The organism is Aliiglaciecola lipolytica, assembly GCF_018860635.1.
GTDB classification, from domain to species: Bacteria; Pseudomonadota; Gammaproteobacteria; order Enterobacterales; family Alteromonadaceae; genus Aliiglaciecola; species Aliiglaciecola lipolytica_A.
Genome location: NZ_JAHKPT010000030.1, coordinates 24,563 through 44,693, shown reverse-complemented (window position 1 = coordinate 44,693; position 20,131 = coordinate 24,563). Strand labels below are relative to the sequence as shown.

Here is a 20,131-nt window from a genome sequence, read left to right as displayed (position 1 = left end):
CTATGCTGAGAGGCGAAAAATTTTGTAGCTGCCGATACTGAGAATCGGCAGCACAAATACCACCACAAAAACCCAAGTAAGAGTGCCGTAGCCACGACCAATTAAACTAACCAGCCCAACTGAGGAAGCTAAATAAATTGATAACACTAAAACAATAGCAGCAATTGCAGGACGCAAAAGTTTGGGCATTATGCGTTGTTTTTCCTCATACACTTCAGCGATTCGTTCATTCATGCCGTGGATAAACGCAGTGCCTGTTTCGATAAAGGTTCCGAATAACACTACGTAAAAAATGGCTTTTAGCCAAGGCATGTTCAATTGCTGCATCATCAAGTCAGATGGCACCTTTGCTTCTGTTATTTGTGCAGAATTTGCCACCATAGCGACAAAGAAAAATAATGCTGGCAACATTGCTAAAGGGCCAGCCAAGGCGCCTGCCAGAAATGAATCTTTGCGATCAGCCATATGGCGAACACAAAACAAAATTAGTGGTAAGGCTGCAATATTGTAACCAACGTATTGGATTGAACTGATAAACCAACCATCTTTAATTTCCCCATAAAATAGTTGTTCATTTAAATTTCCACCATATTCACGCAAGTACAAATAAACAAATATTCCGTACACTAGGTATAAAAGAAACGACCATCCGGCTAATACCTTTTCAATCAGCTTAGTTCCCCAGGCGACTAATACGCAAATCGAGACCATTAACAACACAGTGCCAAGGGTACTGGATATATTCAAATGTTCAGAAACCACTTCCCCCGCAGCAGAACCAATCACCGCCAAGACTAAAATGCCTAGGGCAAAATATGCCAACTCATAGACAATCCAACCTTTACCCAATAGCTTTTTGAAAAAACCTCTGTATGTATAACTTTGGGTTAATCGAGCAAATTCAAAACTCAGCATACTAATTAAGCTAAAAGCAGCAGTTGCCACTAAAATCCCTAAAAATCCGCCTAACGGACCCGAACTAAGAAAAAACTGGACTAATTCTCGGCCTGTCGCATAGCCCCCTCCAATCAAAACTGACTGTAGAATAAAACCGGGCAATAAAATCCGTTGGAAAAAGCTTGTTGGCATAGTTATCTCTTATTTAGCTGTAGCGAACTAAGTTGATCTTTTTGCGATTAATTCAGACAAAAGTAGTTTACTGTTTCAGTCGTTGATAACTGGAAAATAAACGCTGCCAGATGGGTCCAGGTTTGCCTTTTCCCACCTTCTCACCTTCAATATAAGTAATCGGCTTTAACTCTTCATAAGAATTACTCACCCAAACCTCATCGGCTTGTTTGACCTCTGTGACTGTGGGAGAAACTTGGCGTACTTCGATACCTTGTTTTTCAGCAATTTCAATAATCAGTTTGCGGGTCACACCGGCCAATATGTTATCCACCGGCGGTGTAAAAATAATATCGTCTTTAGCAATAAATAAATTGCTGCTCGGAGCCTCAACTACATGCGTATCTCTAACTAGCAATGCCTCACTATTGGGCACACCATTTTGCGCCAGTTGTAGATAGGACATCACGTTCCCCATCAAGCTAATGGACTTTATAGAGCAGCGCTGCCAGCGCAAATCCTCTTGAAAATAGGCATCACAGCCTTGATATGTTTTGTCGAAAGGGGGTGTAAATGGGGTACTAAACATCAGTACTGTCGGTTTTGCTTCTACTGGGAATCGATGCTTGCGAACCGCTTCAACGCCACGGGTTATTTGCACATAAAGCATTTGCGAGGGCTGATTACTCGGTAACAACGGTTGCGCAATATCCTTTAACTCCTGCACACTATAGCCCAGTGGAATGTCTACGGCCTCTAGTCCTTCAAGCAAACGTTGCCAGTGTTGTTCACCGCCTAAAGATTTACCGTTATAGACAGGCACCACCTCATAAATCCCATCTCCAAATAGAAAGCCGCGATCTAAAGGAGAAATGCTGACTTGGCTCAAAGGTATGTATTGGCCATTAAAATATGCAGCGCTATCGGAGTTGTTCGTTTTATCATTAGCCATATAAGAAAAAGCCCACAAAGTTCTTCAGTATAAAATCCAGAAATATACTGTACTGTAAATTCGGCATATGTGTAGCCTTTTTCTGAGGGCTAAGTGTTATGACTAAACAATCAAAAAAACCACTGCAGAGCACATTTATAAACTCTCTTTCCATGGCGAAATTAAGCGAATCTAGGGGTTGCCAATTGGTTAACTCAATTTTGGCTGGATTAGCGATGTTGAGATCTAATTTGCAGCAGTAAACCAACAGGTAAATCGGTTTATCAAAAATAACCATTTATTCATCTTTATACGCATAAACGTAGAAAGCAATCCGCGAAATCAGATTGCTTTACAAGACTCTCTTAACTCTAAAGAACACGGAATTAGAATTTTGTGGGAAAGATTACTCTCGTTAGCAATGTTATTAAGCAGTAATTGAGTTGCTTCCATACCTATGGTGTAGGGTTCTTGCTTAACCACTGTAATTGGTACTTTAAAGAATTCGGCCATTGGGATTTCATCAAAACCAAGCAATGAAACATCGTCCGGGACAGATATATTGGCTTGATTTAAGTCTCTTAACAATTCGATAGTGATAGGTAAATGTTGCGTGAAAAATGCAGTTGGAGCCGCAGATTTAATGATTTCCGTTGGCTCTACTTGAAAACCTGATTCACGTTGCCAGAATTGCACTAAACTATCTTCTACTGGAATACCATGCTTAGTAAGTGCGTCTGCATATCCTTGATAGCGTTCCGTTCTGGAGATAACATTTTTAAAGTCTTGGGTGACAAAACAAATTTTCTTGTGGCCAAGCTGTATTAAGTATTCAGTGGCATCAAACGCCGCTTTTTTGTAGTCAGATAAAACGATGTTTTGTTCACTTCCATCATTTTCAATTTGAAAGTGCACTATCGGCATACCTTTACCAATGTAATCCGTAACGAGCTGATTATTGTTACCTGATGACGCAATAATAATTCCATCAACACGCAGTTGATAGAGCGCCTCAATAGACTTTGCTTCAATCTCAGGGTCAAAATCAGTGTTATAAATTAGTGCGTTGTAGCCGTTCGCTTTACAGTAATCATCTACCCCTCGGATAACCCGACTGGTATAAAAGCCCGTTATATCTCTGACCACCACTCCAATTGTTTTAGTCTTGGTCGCCTTAAGGTTTCTCGCGATGGGATTGGGAACATAATCCAATTCAGCAATTGCTGCGCGAATTCGTTCTTGGGTTTCTTTCGACATGTAGTCAAATCGCCCATTTAGGTATTGTGAAGCTGTGCTTTTTGATACTCCTGCAAAACGAGCTACATCAATTAATTTCACTTTTGCCATCTATGTATCGCTATTGTTAATTTTATTATGGGAAAGTTGACATACTGCAATACTATGCTAAATTATTCAACTAAACCGGTTTAGTAACTTTATCTGCAAAGAGAGAATATCAGTTGAAAATTAAAGAAATCAAAGTATTTGTTTGTAACCCTGGCAGAAATTTTGTCACGGTGAAGATCACTACTGATGCAGGCATATACGGTGTAGGTGATGCTACACTCAACGGTCGCGAAATGGCGGTTGTCAGCTATTTGGAAGAACATGTAGCCCCTTGCCTTATCGGTCGCAATGCCCATGATATCGAAGACATATGGCAATATTTGTATAAAGGCGTTTACTGGCGTAAAGGCGCAGTTAATATGGCCGCTATAGCCGCTATTGATATGGCCTTATGGGACATCAAAGGGAAGGCTGCAGGCTTGCCGGTTTATCAGTTACTAGGCGGTAAGAGCAGACAAGCAGTAACGCTTTATGCCCATGCTAGTGGTGAAGACATCGAAGACACTTTGAATAAAACGGAAGACCTTATCAATCAAGGTTTTAAAGCAATTCGATTGCAGTCTGCTGTGCCCGGTTTGAATGTCACTTACGGCGTACTTGGAGACAAAAAAGATTACTTCGAATTACAAGGTAATCGTCCGTTACCGCCAGAAGAGACCTGGTCGACGCAAAAATATTTTAACATGATCGTTGAGTTGTTTCAGAAGGCCAGAGAACGATTTGGCAATGACATCCAACTATTACACGACGTGCATAGCCGCTTAACCCCAATAGAATCAGCAAAACTGGGTAAATTACTTGAACCCTATAACCTAATGTTCTTAGAAGACGCTTCTATTGCTGAGAATCAAGACAGTTATAAAGTAATTCGACAGCACACCACTACCCCACTCGCGATTGGTGAAACTTACAATACTATTTGGGATTGTAAGGATTTGATTCAAAACCAACTGATTGATTACCTTAGAGCGGCCGCAACTCACGCTGGCGGAATTACAGCATTAAGACGTATGGCAGATTTTGCCAGTATATATAACGTTAAAACTGCTCCACATGGCGCTCCTGATTTGTCACCAATTTGTTTTGCTGCGCATATGCATTTAAATATATGGGCTCCTAACTTTGGCATTCAAGAATTTGTTGGTTTTGGTAACGAGCAGTCCAAACAAATTTTCAAACATCAAATTAAAGTAGAGCAAGGCATGGCATACGTCAGTGACGCCCCTGGTCTAGGGATTGAGTTTGATGAAACAGAAGCAAGTAAATATCCCTATAAACGTTCTTATCTGCCTGTCAGTCGACTAGAAGATGGAACCGTTTGGAATTGGTAATCCAGTTCTACTTTTTTGAATTTAAGCTTTGTTAAGTTGGAGAAACAACATGAGCAAAAAGATAAGTGTATTAATATTCGGCACCGGATTTGCGGGCCAAGGACATGCTGAAGCATTTCGAGATATGGGTGCCGAAGTCATCGGCATCGTAGGCAGAACTCAAAGTGTTGTAGAGCAAGTAGCTAAAGACATGAATATCCCCTATGCCGGCACAGATTGGCAAAAAGCATTGCAAGATTGTCAGCCAGATGTCGTTTCAATTGCAACACCAGGTGGTGCTCATGTTGAAGCAATTACCGCGGCGATTGAAAGTGGTTGTCACGTTTTCTGTGATAAGCCGTTAACTGAAAGTGGTGAAACCTCAAAACAACTTTATGAGTTGGCGGTTGCAAAAAATGTCAAAACTGCATTTGCCGCAAGCTTTCGCTACATGCCTGATGTGATTCACGCCAAGCGTTTAGTTGAAGCCGGCGCTATCGGTGAACCATTAGAAGTTGAGTGTATTTCTCACTTCAATTTAGAACGCGATATTCCGTTTGGCTGGTCACACAGAAAAGAACATGGCGGTGGCCGACTAAATAATAACTTTACTCACAAATTGTCTATTGTCACTTCCATCGTTGGTGAAAAAATCCTATCGATTATGGGAGAGGTGCGGGACGATCTAGGCAAAGCGCCAATCGTTGAAGGTGTGCATAACTTTAAAAAACGTCGCGATTTCATTCCTAGTGATCTAAATGATCCTGCTCTTAAATGGGGCGAATCGAACGTCGAATGGACCTATACGGTTTTAGCTCAAATTGAAAGTGAAATGGCTAAAAATCCAGTTTCAGTGTTATTTAAACACGGTGGATTACACCCTCGCTTCCATGAAGACCATGTGGTGATTTATGGTAGTGAAGGCGCGATCTACATTAAAGGACACTATGCTAGTGGGCCATTGTATGTGCATGACAAAACCAAAGGATGGCAAGAGCTTGCATTACCAGAGGACATTGCTAATAACGTTCCTGAAGCAGAAGGCGATACCGAAAAGAATTGGCGCTACCTTATCAGAGAACTACTAAACGATATTAAAGGCGAAAACGTTGCTCCTTATCAAACGTTTAAAGAAGGCAGCCAATATCAGCAACTGATCGACATAATCCGTAAAAACGACAATTGGGTTGACGTTAGTCATCTGCAATAAAAGGCCTACTCATGTTATATGAATATATAGTTATTGCCGGATATTTTATGTTAGTTATCGGGATTGGTTTTGCGTTCAAAAAAATGGCTGCAAACTCAACCAGCGATTACTTCCGTGGTGGCGGACGCATGCTTTGGTGGATGGTTGGTTCAACTGCGTTTATGGCGCAGTTCTCCGCTTGGACATTCACCGGCGGAGCAGGCAAAGCCTTTACTGATGGTTTCTCGATTAGTTTAGTATTTTTTGCCAATACCTTTGCCTATTTTTGCGGCTGGGCGTTTTTTGCAGCGCGCTTTCGTCAAATGCGCGTAGATACTCCTACCGAAGGAATTAAGCGTCGTTTTGGTCATCAAAATGAACAGTTTTTCTCATGGGCGCTGATTATTTTCAGTTTTATCAACGCCGGAGTATGGCTTAATGCCCTAGGAGTGTTCACCAGTGTTGTTTTTGACGCTGATGTGAGCACCACCATCATCGCCACCGGCCTAACTGTATTATTTGTTTCGGTATTGTCTGGTGCTTGGGGCGTAGTCGCCTCTGACTTTGTACAAACCTTAGTGGTTGCCGTCATTTCCATAGCCTGCGCCATTATCGCACTTGTCAAAGTGGGTGGACCGACGGCGATGATAGATAACTTCCCAGTGGACTTTGTGATGGGACCAGATATGAATTATGGCTTAATTTTAGTGGCCACATTTGTATTTTTCCTAGCTAAACAAATGATCACTATCATGAACATGCATGATTCATTTCGCTTCTTAAACGCAAAAGACTCAGCAAATGCAAGTAAAGCCGCGTTGTTAGCCATGGTACTAATGGGTGTAGGAAGTATTATTTGGTTTATACCACCTTGGGCCTCAGCCACCTTATACCCTGACGCGGCGGCAGCTTACCCGGAGCTAGGCAACAAAGCTGCTGATGCGGTGTATTTGGTATTTACCCGCAACGCTATGCCGGTGGGAACCGTCGGCTTATTGTTAGCCGGTTTGTTTGCAGCCACTATGTCCTCAATGGATTCAGCCCTAAATAAGAATTCAGGCATTTTCGTCCGCAGTATTTACCAACCTCTTTTGACTAAAAGAAACAAAGATGTCAGTGATAAACACCTGCTTACCATCAGTCAAATTGTCAGTTTTATAAGTGGGATTTTGGTTATCGCAGTGGCGCTATTCTTCAAGTCATTGAAAGAGCTCAGTCTGTTTGACTTGATGATGAACGTGTCGACTATGATTCAAGTTCCTTTGCTTATTCCACTGATTTTTGGTTTGTTCATTAAAAAGACACCGCAATGGGCGCCTTGGGCAACTGTAATAGTGGGCTTGTTTGTTTCTTGGTTTGCAGCAAATATCTTCACGCCGCAAGTTTTGGCCGATTTGATAGGAATGGAACAAGAATTTACTCGCCGTGAATCGATTGATATCAACTTGATGATCACTATTGGCGGACACTTACTTATTACCGCCAGTTTCTTCTGTATATCCAGTTTGTTTTATTCAGAACAAAAAGATCAACATATCAATGAAAGAGAGCTGTTTTTTGAAGATCTAGAGACCCCTTTCATTGCCGATTTTGAGCAAGATGAATTCGATCGTCAACAACGTCACAAATTGGGTTCAATGGTGATGTATATGGGAGCTGGGGTATTGGCGATGATGTTGATTCCGAATCCAATGTGGGGACGCCTGGTATTTGTATGCTGTGCACTTGCCATACTCGCTGTCGGTTTCTTATTGAAAAGAAGCGCCACATCGAAAAAAGCACTAAGCACCGCATAGGCGGTGCTATTGCTTCTATTTTAACGAATTATTACACGAGTAAATCGGATGTTTTCAAAATTAAAATTTGTTTTTATTGCCAGTGGTCTTCTGCTACTCGCCGCTTGCAAACCATCTATTGAAGAAAAACATGAACAAAAATCAGTCACGCTAAGCCATGGTGTGGATGAGTCTGCCGGTGGTGTTAGCGCTTATATAATTAGTATCGATAACGCCACTTTTTATCTTGAAAAACAAGGTGGTGGACTATCAAGTATGTTAGACAAAGATGGCGTGGATTGGATTGGGTTCCACGATGAGAAAGGTTCAGGTTGGAAAGGCGAGTATCGTGGTTTTCCAAATGCAATACACAAACAAGACGGAAATTATTTCCATGCGTTAAACGCGGGAACCGAGCTGTCGACTTCAAGCATTGATATTGAAACGGATGAACACATCAGAATTACCTTCACTTCAGGTAATGGGAAATGGCAGGGACAATGGGACTTCTATCCAGATCGCTGCGATTTCACTATGTCACAAGTCAGTGAAGGCTATAAATATTGGGTGCAATATGAAGGCGTACCCGGTGGAGAGATGGACGAAACTGATTTCTGGTATGCCTCTGTCGATGACCAACAACACCCCATAAATGAAGCTTTTATTGGTGATCTTCCCGCACCTGAATGGTTTGCTTTTGGGGATGTAAAAACATCGAGAATGATCTATTTATTACATCATCAAGATGATGCATATCCGGATGACTATGTAAGCAGACCATATATGACGGTATTAGGCTTTGGACGTCATGAAAAAGACAAATATCTGAGCACTCCTCAATCATTTTCGTTAGGATTTATTGAGTCATCTGACTATCCTGAAGTTGCGCAACAAATCAGAAATATACTGAAATAAGTGAACTTCACATGGTTTGCATAGCGCGCAAATAACAGTGTTTGCTGCGCTTACCAAACTAAGCAAAGATTTGCTAAAATTGTACGAACCCTTTATAAAAGAGTATGGTTAAAAAACATACTCGAAAGGGAAATCAAGATGCCTATAAAACTGTTTATAAAAATGCTATTTGCGGCAATGCTGCTCACTGCTTGTGCCGCTCCACAACAAACTAAAAAACCCATATCAGTAACAACGCCTAATGATGCACAACAACAGCTGCAACAAATACTCGATGAGGAGTGGCAGTACTTTCTAGATACTTACCCTGCTTATGCTAGTTACCTTGGATTAGGTAATGATCAGCAAAATAGTCGTTGGCAAGACATGAGTTTGTCGGCAATCAATGCAATTGACGCTCATAATCGTGACGTCCTTGCAAAGCTTTCTAGTATTGATGCCGAACAATTAACGGACAGTCAGCAGACTAACTATCAGTTGTTTAAATGGCAGCTAGAAATGTCCATAGAAGAGCACAAATATAAGTCCTATCTTATGCCGATAGACCAAAACCAAGGGGTGCAAACCTTGGACGATATGGCCAACTTCGTGTCGCTAAGTTCGGTCAAAGACTATGAAAATTGGTTAACAAGACTGGAAAAAATCCCCAGGTTACTTGAGCAAAATCAAACCTTGATGGAAACCGGTATGTCGCAAGGCATGATGCCTGCCCGCGATACTATGCTACGCATCCCTGCGCAAATTCAAAAACAGCTTGTCGACACACCAGAGGAAAGTCTTTTTTATCGGCCCTTTATCAATATCAGTGACCATATATCATCTGCTGAACAGGCGCGCTTACAGCTAAAAGCGAAAGCGATTATTGCTGACCATATCATTCCAGCCTATGCTGAATTTAATGAATTTTTTATTAACCAATATCTCCCTGCAACACGCTCTACCCATGGTTTGTGGGATACGCCTGATGGTAAAGCATCGTATCAGCAGAAGGTTCGCTATTTTACCACTACTGACCTGACACCAGATGAAATCCATCAGATTGGTTTGGATGAAGTAGCACGCAATCGTGCAGAAATGGATAAAGTCATGGAAGAAACCGGCTTTGACGGCACGTTTGAGGAATTTGTTAACTTTTTACGTACAGATCCACAATTTTATTATGAAACGCCCGAAGAGTTATTTGATGCATATCTCGCAATCAGCAAACGTATCGACCCAGAGATCGTCAAATTATTTGGCAAACTTCCTCGCATACCCTATGGCTTAAAAGCTATCCCTGATGCGGTTGCCCCTGATTCGACTACGGCATATTACAATCCGCCCGCCGCAGATGGTTCCCGTGCGGGTTATTATTATGTGAACTTATATCAACCAGAAACCCGTCCTAAATATGAAATGGAAGTGCTGAGTGTTCACGAAGCGGTACCAGGACACCATTTGCAATTGGCGTTACAAATGGAATTGGATGATATGCCCTACTTCCGTCGTTTCTTAAGCTTTACCGTGTTTGTAGAAGGTTGGGGATTGTACAGTGAACGCTTGGGATACGATTTGGGCTTGTACAAAGACCCATACTCCCGCTTTGGTCAATTAACCTATGATATGTGGCGCTCAGTGCGTTTAGTAGTAGATACGGGCATACATTACAAAGGTTGGACTCGACAGCAAGCTATTGACTACTTTAAAGCAAATGCGGCTAAAAGTGAGGAAGATATTATTAACGAAATCGATCGCTATATATCTTGGCCTGGTCAAGCCCTTGCTTACAAAATTGGACAATTAAAAATGTTGGAGCTGCGCGAACGAGCCCAAAATGAGTTAGGTGATAAATTCAACATAAAAGATTTCCACGATACTTTGTTAGGTAGCGGTTCAATTCCACTATCGGTATTAGAGACGAATATTGAAAACTGGATAGCATCGGTAAAATCTGCCAAATAGTCCAAAAGATAGAAATCAAAGGGGTCAGAGCCGTTGAAATAAAATCAATGGTTTTGATCCCGCAAGTTTAAATCAATGGCTCTGACCCCGCAGGTTCAAATCATTGGCTCTGCCCCCGCAGTTCTAAATCTATGGCTCTGACCCCGCAGGTTTTCAAGGTTTAACATAAGTTGGTGTTGCTAAACGGACAGGATTCCGAAACAGAAAGTATTGAGAAATGCAAAGTGATACAGAATAGAAGGTGTTATTTGCAGCAAATAAAAAAGCAAGCCATAGGGCTTGCTTTCAATTTAGTAATATAAATACCTAACCCTAATATCTGTTTGGAAAATGATTGCCATCAATAATGGCAATCTTAGTTAGGTATATTTACAACTCTTAGAAGCGGTAGCTACCACCAATGGTGATTCTACGGTCAGTTAAACCTTGGTAACAAAGCAAACCACCTTCGTTGATACAACTTTGCTCAACTTCAGACTCTGTGAGGTTAACAGCTTCAATACCAACGTTGAATTGCTCATTGATATCATAACTTACGCTAGCGTTAAGTTGTCCTCTGTCTTCTTGTACCACTGGGAATCCCCAAGGTAAGCTAGAAGTACTACCGAAGTCAGTTGAACGGTACGCTTCACGCCATGTGTAACGCATACGAGCCGACAAACCATACTTTTCATAGTACAACGTAAAGTTGTAAGAGTTTTCAGACAAGTCAAGTAAGCCCTGAACTGCAGAAACACTGATATCGTCAATACCCGTTGTTAATGCAAACACAGCGTTAGCACGGCTAGTTGCTGAATCTTCTGCCTCACCACCTGAGAACTCTTGAATGGTATAGTTGAAAATCACACCGAAACCAGAAGCCCAACCTAGGTCATCTTCGAAACCAGCAAGGTCATATTGAACAGCAAATTCAATCCCTTTCTGAGTCGTTTCACCAGTGTCATTAATTTTTTGCGATGTAGGAACACATACGCCGGTACCAATTGGACCAAATACGTTGATGTCTGCAATTGGGTTAAAGATACCGCCGCCTTCACAAGGATCTGTGATATCACGGAAACCAGTTACAGGATCTTCATATGGGTCATCTTGTTGAGTTACGTGCAATTCAGAACGTTTCTTGTGGAAAATACCAAGACTAACCATACTTGCTTCAGCAAAATACCATTCAGCAGACAAATCGAATGAAGTCACTTCTTCAGGAGCCAAACCAGGGTTACCTAGTTGTACTGCTGGGTTTGGACTAGTAGAGAATGTATACGACGTTGAAAGGTCATCAAAATCAGGACGTCTAATATCTTTTCCCCAACCTGCACGAACAACAACATCATCGTGTACATCGGCTACTACGTTAATACGTGGTAATACGAAGTCGTAATCACTTTCAGTTGTAACAGCAGTAACCACATCGTTAGTTACAGAGTTACCTCTTGAAGTCACGTCAGTTTTTAAATAACGCACACCAAAGTTACCGCGGAGCATTTCATAAGAGAAGTTACCTTGCGCATACAAAGCAGTCGTTTTCTCTTCAATATCAAAGAAAGCAGCTGAGCTTGAAGTTGGTGAACTAATAGGTCCACGAGTTGAACCAGTAATAGCATTATTAGCAACAATGGCATCATTTAAAATAGCTAACACGCCATCTGGATCTGAAGCAACTCTTTCTGCGTCAATAAGAAGAAAATCACGTACGTATAATTCTCTACCATCAGCATCATTAAAGTTAGTCGGCCCAGGTACCAGTAGTTCTGCGAACAAATCACCAGTAGGGCTATCTGCGAATTCTCTTAAACCTACGCTGGTCGTAATCTCGTCACGAAGACTGTTTACTTTACTGTAACGGAAACCAACATCAACCGAAGTCACAACACCGTCTAGGTAATAAGTGAAATCAGTACGGAAAGCATCTTCACTGTTTTCCGCGACATCTTGGCCAATCGCCACATCACGCAATACCACGTTAGCTGGGTCAAGTAGTTGTTCAGAGCTAGGGCCAGTTACTTCACCTGTAGCAACACCAAAGGTTAGTGCGTTGCCGGTTAAATCGTAAATAAATGGCGTACCATTTTCGTTTGAATCGTATAGGTCTTCATTACCGTTTGCTTCATTGGCAAAGTGATTGGCTAGAAGAGCTTCAGCATTCAATGGAGAGTTAGGGTTGATAAAGTTCAATGTAGTATTGAAGCTAGGAGTAGTAGTATCAGAGCTTGAAGAAGACAGCTCAGCACTCACTTTAAAGTTATCACCGGTCCACTCACCACCAAGTCTGTAAATTTCACTTTTGGTTATACGAGAATTTGTATCACCTGAGAAACGTAAGTTACCGTCAGAACCATCTCCATCAATTGGAATGACACCACGTACAGCTGCTTGGATGCTACCAAGATCTTGGCCACCTAAAGAACCAAAGTTAACCGTTTCGAATTCACTAGGAGCGGCAATGTCTTTAAGTCCACTAATACCTGATGCTTGAATTCTTGAACTTTCTTGTCTGCGTTCTTGATCGTTAATAACGGCATCAAAAAACAACTTCAACTCTTCTCTTGGCGCCCATTCAAAAGTAGCGGCAATGTTAGTAGATTCATATTCGTAGTTGTCATAATCTTGTACGAAGAATTGAATTGGTAAGTAATCAAAATCTTGTGCACTTGCCGCGCCACTATCTGCAGCTACAGAGTTATCTCTATCAGCACGAGGACGGAAAGCAGTAACATCTTGCTCAGCATAGTTAAGACTTACTACTACACCGAATTCGCCGTTATCAGTATCCCAATTGTCGCCAAAAGTACCTGATAGTCTAGGAGTAAAAGTACTGTCTGTAGATAAGCTACTATTTTCACCTTGTACACGAACGGAGATTAGGGTGTCATTAAGCTGAAGTGGACGTATTGTTTTCAGGTTTACAGTTCCACCCACAGATCCTTCAATTGTTTTAGCTTCAGGAGACTTCGTCACCTCAACGCCAGATATAATTCCTGCTGAAACATCTTCAAAACTAATACCGCTGCGTCCAGCGCCAGAACCCACAGTAGATACACCGTTGATTTCCGTTCGGTTAGAGTTAGTACCACGGATTTGAACACCGGTACCAACACCAGCTGTTCTTGTAATCTGAATACCAGTAACGTTCTCTAGTACTTCCGCAAGGTTTTGATCTGGTAGCTTACCAATATCAACCGCTTCAATGACTTCAACCAAGTTATTCGATTCCCGCTTTTCGGCAAGGGCGTTGGTTAGTGAGCTACGAATACCTGTTACTTGAATAACCTCGTAATCGTCATCTGCACTTGGCTGCGCATCTTGTGCAAAAGCAGATGCGGACATATTTAGCGCGGTTGCTGAAAGCATCGCTAAAGTAATTTTCGATAATCTGTGTTGCATATATTGTTCCTGTGAGTTTTATGTGTGTTTTAAGCTTATTTTTCAGTAATTGAACATCATCTTTATGGAATATAGTTTAGATAAAAATTTACACAAACTTATTACTTCACAAGATAAAGGCTCAAGACTTACAAATAATTTACGTAATACTTACAATTTATCCTGTAAAGGTCAACCTTTTGGTAATATATTTTTTAACAAAAATTTAAAGTATTGGTCTAACCAATGCTTACATTCTAATAACCAAAGCATGTAAAAACCAATAAAAACCTTAAAATAACAATATATATCAACATGTTAAAGACAACCCATGATATAGCGTTGAGTAAAGATTATGTATAGATGCTATAGATTTTCATGTAACTAAATAGTGTGAAAAAGAAACGAAACAGGGGGTGAGTGGCACGATAGACAGAATATATTGGTTGACCAATTTGGTATTATTGGATACTTTAATTTGTCATTTTCACAATCACGCATATCCCTCAATGGGAGCGGGTACTAATTTCAATGTGTAAAGCTGCCACCGGAAGGTTACTCTAATAATCTGTTGATAGTAGACACTTACTTCAAATGAGCAAAGACGGATTGTAAACACATTATGGCGTTGCTGATGAAGTGAAGGTGAAAAGCTTACTTTTTTATTTTAATTAGAGAAACTTAAAATGCGTGAATCTTGGAGATGGTTCGGTCCCAACGACCCCGTAACCATAAATGATATAAGACAAACAGGTGCAACTGATGTTGTCAGTGCGCTGCATACTATTCCTACCGGTGACGTTTGGTCAATTGAAGCGATTCGTCAATATCAGGCTCTAATAGAAAACTGTGAAGATGATCTTATGCCCCTTAGATGGAGTGTAGTAGAAAGTATTCCTGTCCATGAAGATATAAAACTGAGACGACCTGGCCATCAAAAGTACATCGATAATTGGATCGAATCGATGGAAAACCTAGCCAAATGCGGAATAAAAACAATTTGCTACAACTTCATGCCGGTGATTGATTGGACGCGTACCGATCTCAAATTCAAACTTCCCAACGGTGCATATGCGCTGCGTTTTGATCAGAAAAAGTTTGCCGCCTTCGATCTTTTTATTTTGAAACGTGATAACGCTGAAGCAGAATACAGTGCAGCTGAAATAGAAGAAGCAAAACAGGTCTTTGAAGCTATGTCTGAGGCCGATAAAGAACAACTGACCAACAATATAATTGCTGGTCTACCTGGTAAAATGACTGACGCTTATGGACTGGACGATTTTCGCGCCATGCTAAGCAATTACAAAGATGTAACAAGTGATACTTTACGTGAAAGTTTGTTTGCATTTCTAGCACAAGTTCTTCCTCGCGCAGAAGCTATGGGCGTTAAACTGGCCATTCATCCTGATGATCCACCTCGAGACATGCTTGGACTACCGCGTATTATTTGTACCGCAGACGACTTGGATATTCTGTTTAATGCACTACCTAGCCCGTCAAACGGTATTACCCTTTGCGTAGGCACATATAGCAGTCGTCCAGACAACAACTTACCGGCTATGGCTAAGCAATTTGGACCGCGTATTCATTTCTCTCATCTTCGCGGTGTCACCCGTGACCCCAATGAACAGCGCACTTTTTACGAAGCTAGCCATCTCGATAGTGACATAGACATGATTCATGTGGTGAAAGAATTGTTGAATGAAGAAAACCGACGTCGACAAGCCAACTCGCTAGATCAAGACATATTTATTCGTCCCGATCATGGTCATCAGATGATGGATGACATCGGTAAAACCGTCAACCCAGGCTATTCCGGTATTGGTCGTTTGAAAGGTCTTGCCGAAGTTAGAGGGGTAATAAGAGCCCTCTCTGCCCAGTTCGAAGAGCAATCATCATGAATAATATCATTAAGTTTTCGGCAAACCGTGTTTGGCGAACCTATCAAGGTGGAAAATTGCTCGATCTAATCGAAGGCAAAGAGAATCCACAAGATTCCAGTTTTCCAGAAGATTGGATTGGTTCAACGGTAGAAGCCCGTAACATTGGCCGCGAAGAGATCTCTGAAGGATTAGCAACCGTCAAGCTTGAAGATGGCAAATCAGTGACGTTTCGTGACTTGTTGAATCAAGATCAACAACACTTTTTAGGTTCTGTTAATAACTCTGCTCGCTCGTTAGATGACATTCCGCTAGTAAAATACCTGGACAGTGCCACACGGTTGCATTTCCAAGCGCATCCTACCCGGGAATTCGCACAACAAAGACTAGGTTATCCTCGTGGGAAAACCGAAGCATATGTTATTTTGGAGATCCGCGAAGATGTAACTGATCCCTACATTTACGCCGGCTTTCAAAGATCACCCAGTCGTGAACAGCTCAAAAAATGGATAGAAGAACAAGATATTGCTTCCATTGAAAAGTGTTTCGATCGCATACCTGTAAAACCAGGTGACGTATTTTTGCTGCCAGGCGGACGTCCCCATGCGTTAGGAGAAGGCATTTTGATGTTGGAGATCATGGAACCATCTGATTTAGCAGTCAGATTTGAATTCGAAAGATGTGGTTATGTGATTCCTGAAAAAGCACGCTTTATGGACCGCGGCATAGAGACCGCATTAGATGCGTTCAACTTCTCCCCTGTTCCGCCTGAACAGATAGATGATGAATTTCGTTGCATCCCAGAAGTACTGATTGACGACAACGCGGGTAACACCCTCGAAGAGCTAATCGGTCCTGATAAAACCCCTTGCTTTACCGTCAGACGTGCTGCCGTTCAAGGCAATTTCCTGCGTAAACAAGATGCTTTTTTCATAGGGGTAGTAACCCAAGGAAGTGGTGTTTTGCGAGCAGGAAATGAAGTTACCCAATTAAATCAGTGGGATCGCTTCTTTTGTCCAGCAAACGTTGAAGATTTCCAATACGAATCTGAATCGGGAATGACTGTACTGGAATGCTATCCAGGAAGTGACAAAAAATAACAATAAAATAAAAAAGTTGAATTAGCTATGTTGCGAAAGTAAGTAAATAAGTTGCGATTAGGCAGCGAGATCATAGCTAAAATCGACTTTACTATACCGGGTTACTCGAATATCTGGGAAGCATAAATCCTAGCGAGAGTTGCGGGGTAATAAAGCAGCGCCCATTGCGCAACAACCGGAGTCATCATAATGACAGAGGTACCACAAATGGATCATCCGAACAAAAAGTCTTTTAAACAAAAGTTTGCCCAAGGACTGGCTCTTTTTCTACCCGGTATTTTCTTACTGGGATTCAACATTGGCACCGGCAGTGTTACCGCAATGGCAAAGGCAGGCGCTGAATATGGCATGTCTTTATTGTGGACCATCATAGCCTCCTGTTTATGTACTTTTTTCATGATTAACTTGTATGGTCGTTATACGCTCATCACTGGCGAAACGGCTCTTCAAGCATTTAGGAAGCACATCCACCCAGGTGTCGGCATTTTCTTCTTAGTAGCACTAACCTTTGGTGTATGTGGCAGTGTAATGGGTGTAATGGGTATAGTGGCTGATATCTGTTATGAATGGTCAAAATCTGCTATCGATGGAGGTATTGCGCCTATTTACTTTGCCGGATTTTTTCTAAGCTTGGTTTATTTCATATTTTGGAATGGTAAAACCGAGTTTTTCGAGCGTAGCCTCGCGGTTATTGTCGCCATAATGTCGGCGTGTTTTTTAATAAACTTCTTTATCATGATGCCGCCTCCAATGGAGATTCTAAAAGGCTTAATACCCAGTATTCCAGAAGTGACATCAGCTACCGACAAGGGGCCATTTTTAGTCATCGCCTCAATGATTGGCACCACTGTTTTTTCCGGTTTATTTATTATCCGCACCACCTTGGTAAAGGAAGCGGGCTGGACCTTGGCTGATTATAACAAACAACGTAATGACGCTATTTTCTCGGTATTTCTGATGTTCATCATTAGTGCATCCATTATGGCTGCAGCCGCGGGCACCTTATTCGTTGAAGGTATTGGTTTATCCAAAGCATCTCAAATGATAGGTATTTTAGAACCACTAGCGGGAACCTTAGCGACCTCAATATTTGCGTTTGGATTGATAGCAGCTGGCGTGTCCTCACAATTTCCTAATATATTAATGCTACCTTGGCTGTTGTGTGACTACACCGGCGCAGAACGCGATATGACCCTAGCTAAATTCCGTATCATGGTATTTGTTATTTCACTGCTTGGCTTAGTTGTACCGATTTTTGATGCACGCCCGGTGTTTGTGATGATTATTTCCCAAGCGTTTAATGCCGTTATCTTGCCAGTTACCGTAGCTTGTATTTTCTATTTGGGTAATCGCAAGGATTTAATGAAAGAGCATGCTAACAGTTGGATAGCCAATGTCATTCTTGCCGCGATTTTACTGTTTTCAATCTTCACGTCGGCAATTGGCATAAAAGGAGTTTGGCAATTAGTGGTTGCTTAAAACCGAACCGTTATATTTGCCTTAAAAAGCCAACTAGTTAGTTGGCTTTTTTTGTAAATTGCAAGCTACTGAGATCTCATTCTCATATTCTCAGTTTCCATTCGAATTTTGCGAAACTCAGAGCTTTCTTTCCACTGTGGCCAGCGATTCGAATCGCCTAGATCTCGTATAATCGAGTGGAATAATTCGATGTCTTCAACCGCACCGCGTAAATCCCAATCGTCACTCCAAGCATCACAGGTTTGGTGATAACAATTTCCGGTATAGTCGGCAATCCATTGATCGCCCGCAGCACGTCCTCCATCTATCAAATCAGCTCCACCGGCTATGCCCATTATCAACAAAACAGGTACGCCTTGACGGGCCAATGAGAAGTGGTCTGCACGGAAAAACAAACCATTTTCAGGCAAATTTTCCGGCGTAACCACGCGAGACTGCAATGCCGCTGCGCGAGCAAGATCATCTTCAAGATCACTTTGACCTTCACCAACCAAAATAACATCTCTAGCCGGACCCGCTGTTTGTAAAATGTCTAAGGTAAAGTTGGCGACGGTAGAATATAGAGGATAAATGGGGTTCGAGGCATAAGCGGCAGAACCTAATAATCCACTCTCCTCAGCAGTCCAAACTGCAAACACCACACTTCGCGCCATAGGCGGTCCAGCTTTAAGCACGCGAGCCAATTCAATTATACCAGCGGTGCCAAGTGCATCATCATTAGCTCCTGGACGAACAGTGCGGCCCAATTCATCCGGCTCTCCTTGACCATAAGCATCCCAATGAGCAGATACCATTAAGGTTTCATCTTGTTGAGTGGTTCCTGGCAATCGCGCCAACACGTTTTGTGAATCAATATTATCCATTGAGACCGTAAAGTCAGCTGATAATCTCGCTTTTGGCAGTTCAAAAGCACGAAAGTCATCTGAACGAGCTAGTTTGCGCTGTTCGTCTAAATCTAAGCCAACAGCGTTAAACAATGCTGTTGCAGCGTCGTAATGCAGCCAACCTTGCAGCAAAGGAGGCAAAGGGCCATTGGTTTCAGCCAAGGTAAACTGTTCACCGGCGGAAGACGATGCCACATTCCAACCGTAACCCGCAGCCTTGTCTTCATGAATAACTAACGCAGCTAATGCACCTCGTCTCGCAGCTTCTTCATATTTGTATGTCCAACGACCATAATATGTCATGCGTTTATTGCCAAACCGGCCAGCAACGGCTTCATTTGGTGCAGCTGAAAAGTCGGGATCATTGACTAAAAAGACCGCCACTTTGCCGGTTAGGTCAATATCAGCAAAATCATCCCAGTTACGTTCAGGTGCATTCACCCCATATCCCACAAATACCAAAGGGGCATCTTTAATACTTGCTTTGTCGACCGCACGAGCAGTGCTAATAGCCACATCACTTCCCTGCTGCCATGTTTGATCAGTGTTTGCTACTTTTATATTCAGTGAAGCGCTGGAGTCTAACTGTGTATGCACCAGCGGTACCGACTGCGTCCAGCCACCATCAATGCCGCCGGGTTCCAAACCCAGAGATTGAAATTGCTCAATTAAATAGGCAACAGTTTTTGCCTCACCCGGTCCACCAGGAGCGCGACCTTCAAACTCCTCTGACGCTAGTACTTTGACAATGTCAGAAAGACGTTGGCTATCAATCGAATTAGAGGGCTTTTGTGAGGCAGTTTCATTAGCGCTATCTTGAACTGATTTAGGCTCAGTTGAATCGGAACAAGCACTGATTCCGACGATTAAGGTTAAGCTGAAAAACAATTGGGTAACGAGCTTCATAAATATTATTCCGACAAAATTAAAAGATGAGCAGTAAGCTGCTTTG

The 20,131-nt window shown here is 42.0% G+C and carries 13 protein-coding genes; 8 read left to right on the top strand and 5 right to left on the bottom strand.

What is annotated here, in order from left to right:
* The 3 genes from KO530_RS16580 to KO530_RS16570 form a co-directional block, all read right to left on the bottom strand.
* A complete protein-coding gene (locus tag KO530_RS16580) occupies nt 1-1,089 on the bottom strand; it encodes a YkvI family membrane protein (protein ID WP_216049574.1) in 1,089 nt (362 codons plus the stop codon).
* A 67-nt stretch (nt 1,090-1,156) separates the two neighbouring features.
* Complete coding sequence (locus KO530_RS16575; RefSeq protein WP_216049573.1) at nt 1,157-2,020, bottom strand: aminotransferase class IV; 864 nt, start codon at nt 2,018-2,020, stop codon at nt 1,157-1,159.
* Between the two features lie 321 nt (nt 2,021-2,341).
* Nucleotides 2,342-3,346, bottom strand: coding sequence for a LacI family DNA-binding transcriptional regulator (locus KO530_RS16570; protein ID WP_216049572.1), 1,005 nt, complete (start codon nt 3,344-3,346; stop codon nt 2,342-2,344).
* A gap of 113 nt (nt 3,347-3,459) precedes the next feature.
* Here KO530_RS16570 and manD point away from each other — a divergent pair, with 113 nt between their 5' ends.
* The 5 genes from manD (at nt 3,460) to KO530_RS16545 (ending at nt 10,476) form a co-directional block, all read left to right on the top strand.
* Entirely contained in the window at nt 3,460-4,677 is a 1,218-nt protein-coding gene (gene manD / locus KO530_RS16565; protein WP_216049571.1) for a D-mannonate dehydratase ManD, read from the top strand.
* A gap of 49 nt (nt 4,678-4,726) precedes the next feature.
* Nucleotides 4,727-5,866 (top strand): Gfo/Idh/MocA family protein, encoded by a 1,140-nt coding sequence (locus tag KO530_RS16560; RefSeq protein ID WP_216049570.1) that lies wholly within the window; start codon nt 4,727-4,729, stop codon nt 5,864-5,866.
* A gap of 11 nt (nt 5,867-5,877) precedes the next feature.
* Complete coding sequence (locus KO530_RS16555; RefSeq protein WP_216049569.1) at nt 5,878-7,641, top strand: sodium:solute symporter family transporter; 1,764 nt, start codon at nt 5,878-5,880, stop codon at nt 7,639-7,641.
* 48 nt (nt 7,642-7,689) lie between these two features.
* Nucleotides 7,690-8,535: a hypothetical protein gene (locus tag KO530_RS16550; RefSeq protein WP_216049568.1), complete on the top strand. Its 846-nt coding sequence runs from the start codon at nt 7,690-7,692 to the stop codon at nt 8,533-8,535.
* Between the two features lie 138 nt (nt 8,536-8,673).
* Nucleotides 8,674-10,476: a DUF885 domain-containing protein gene (locus KO530_RS16545; RefSeq protein WP_216049567.1), complete on the top strand. Its 1,803-nt coding sequence runs from the start codon at nt 8,674-8,676 to the stop codon at nt 10,474-10,476.
* 378 nt (nt 10,477-10,854) lie between these two features.
* On the opposite strand, the gene KO530_RS16540 is transcribed toward KO530_RS16545, so the two are convergent.
* A complete protein-coding gene (locus KO530_RS16540) occupies nt 10,855-13,857 on the bottom strand; it encodes a TonB-dependent receptor (RefSeq protein WP_216049566.1) in 3,003 nt (1,000 codons plus the stop codon).
* 665 nt (nt 13,858-14,522) lie between these two features.
* Between KO530_RS16540 and uxuA the strand changes: the two genes are divergently transcribed.
* From uxuA to KO530_RS16525, 3 genes are all read left to right on the top strand, one after another.
* Nucleotides 14,523-15,737, top strand: coding sequence for a mannonate dehydratase (uxuA, locus tag KO530_RS16535; RefSeq protein ID WP_216049565.1), 1,215 nt, complete (start codon nt 14,523-14,525; stop codon nt 15,735-15,737).
* Entirely contained in the window at nt 15,734-16,816 is a 1,083-nt protein-coding gene (locus KO530_RS16530; protein ID WP_216049564.1) for a class I mannose-6-phosphate isomerase, read from the top strand. The genes uxuA and KO530_RS16530 overlap by 4 nt, the downstream gene beginning before the upstream one ends.
* Before the next feature lie 189 nt (nt 16,817-17,005).
* On the top strand, nt 17,006-18,295 hold the full coding sequence (locus tag KO530_RS16525; RefSeq protein ID WP_252729334.1) for an Nramp family divalent metal transporter: 1,290 nt from the start codon (nt 17,006-17,008) through the stop codon (nt 18,293-18,295).
* A gap of 65 nt (nt 18,296-18,360) precedes the next feature.
* Here the strand turns inward: KO530_RS16525 and KO530_RS16520 are convergent, their stop codons facing one another.
* On the bottom strand, nt 18,361-20,085 hold the full coding sequence (locus KO530_RS16520; RefSeq protein ID WP_216049563.1) for a M28 family peptidase: 1,725 nt from the start codon (nt 20,083-20,085) through the stop codon (nt 18,361-18,363).
* Nucleotides 20,086-20,131 lie beyond the last annotated feature (46 nt).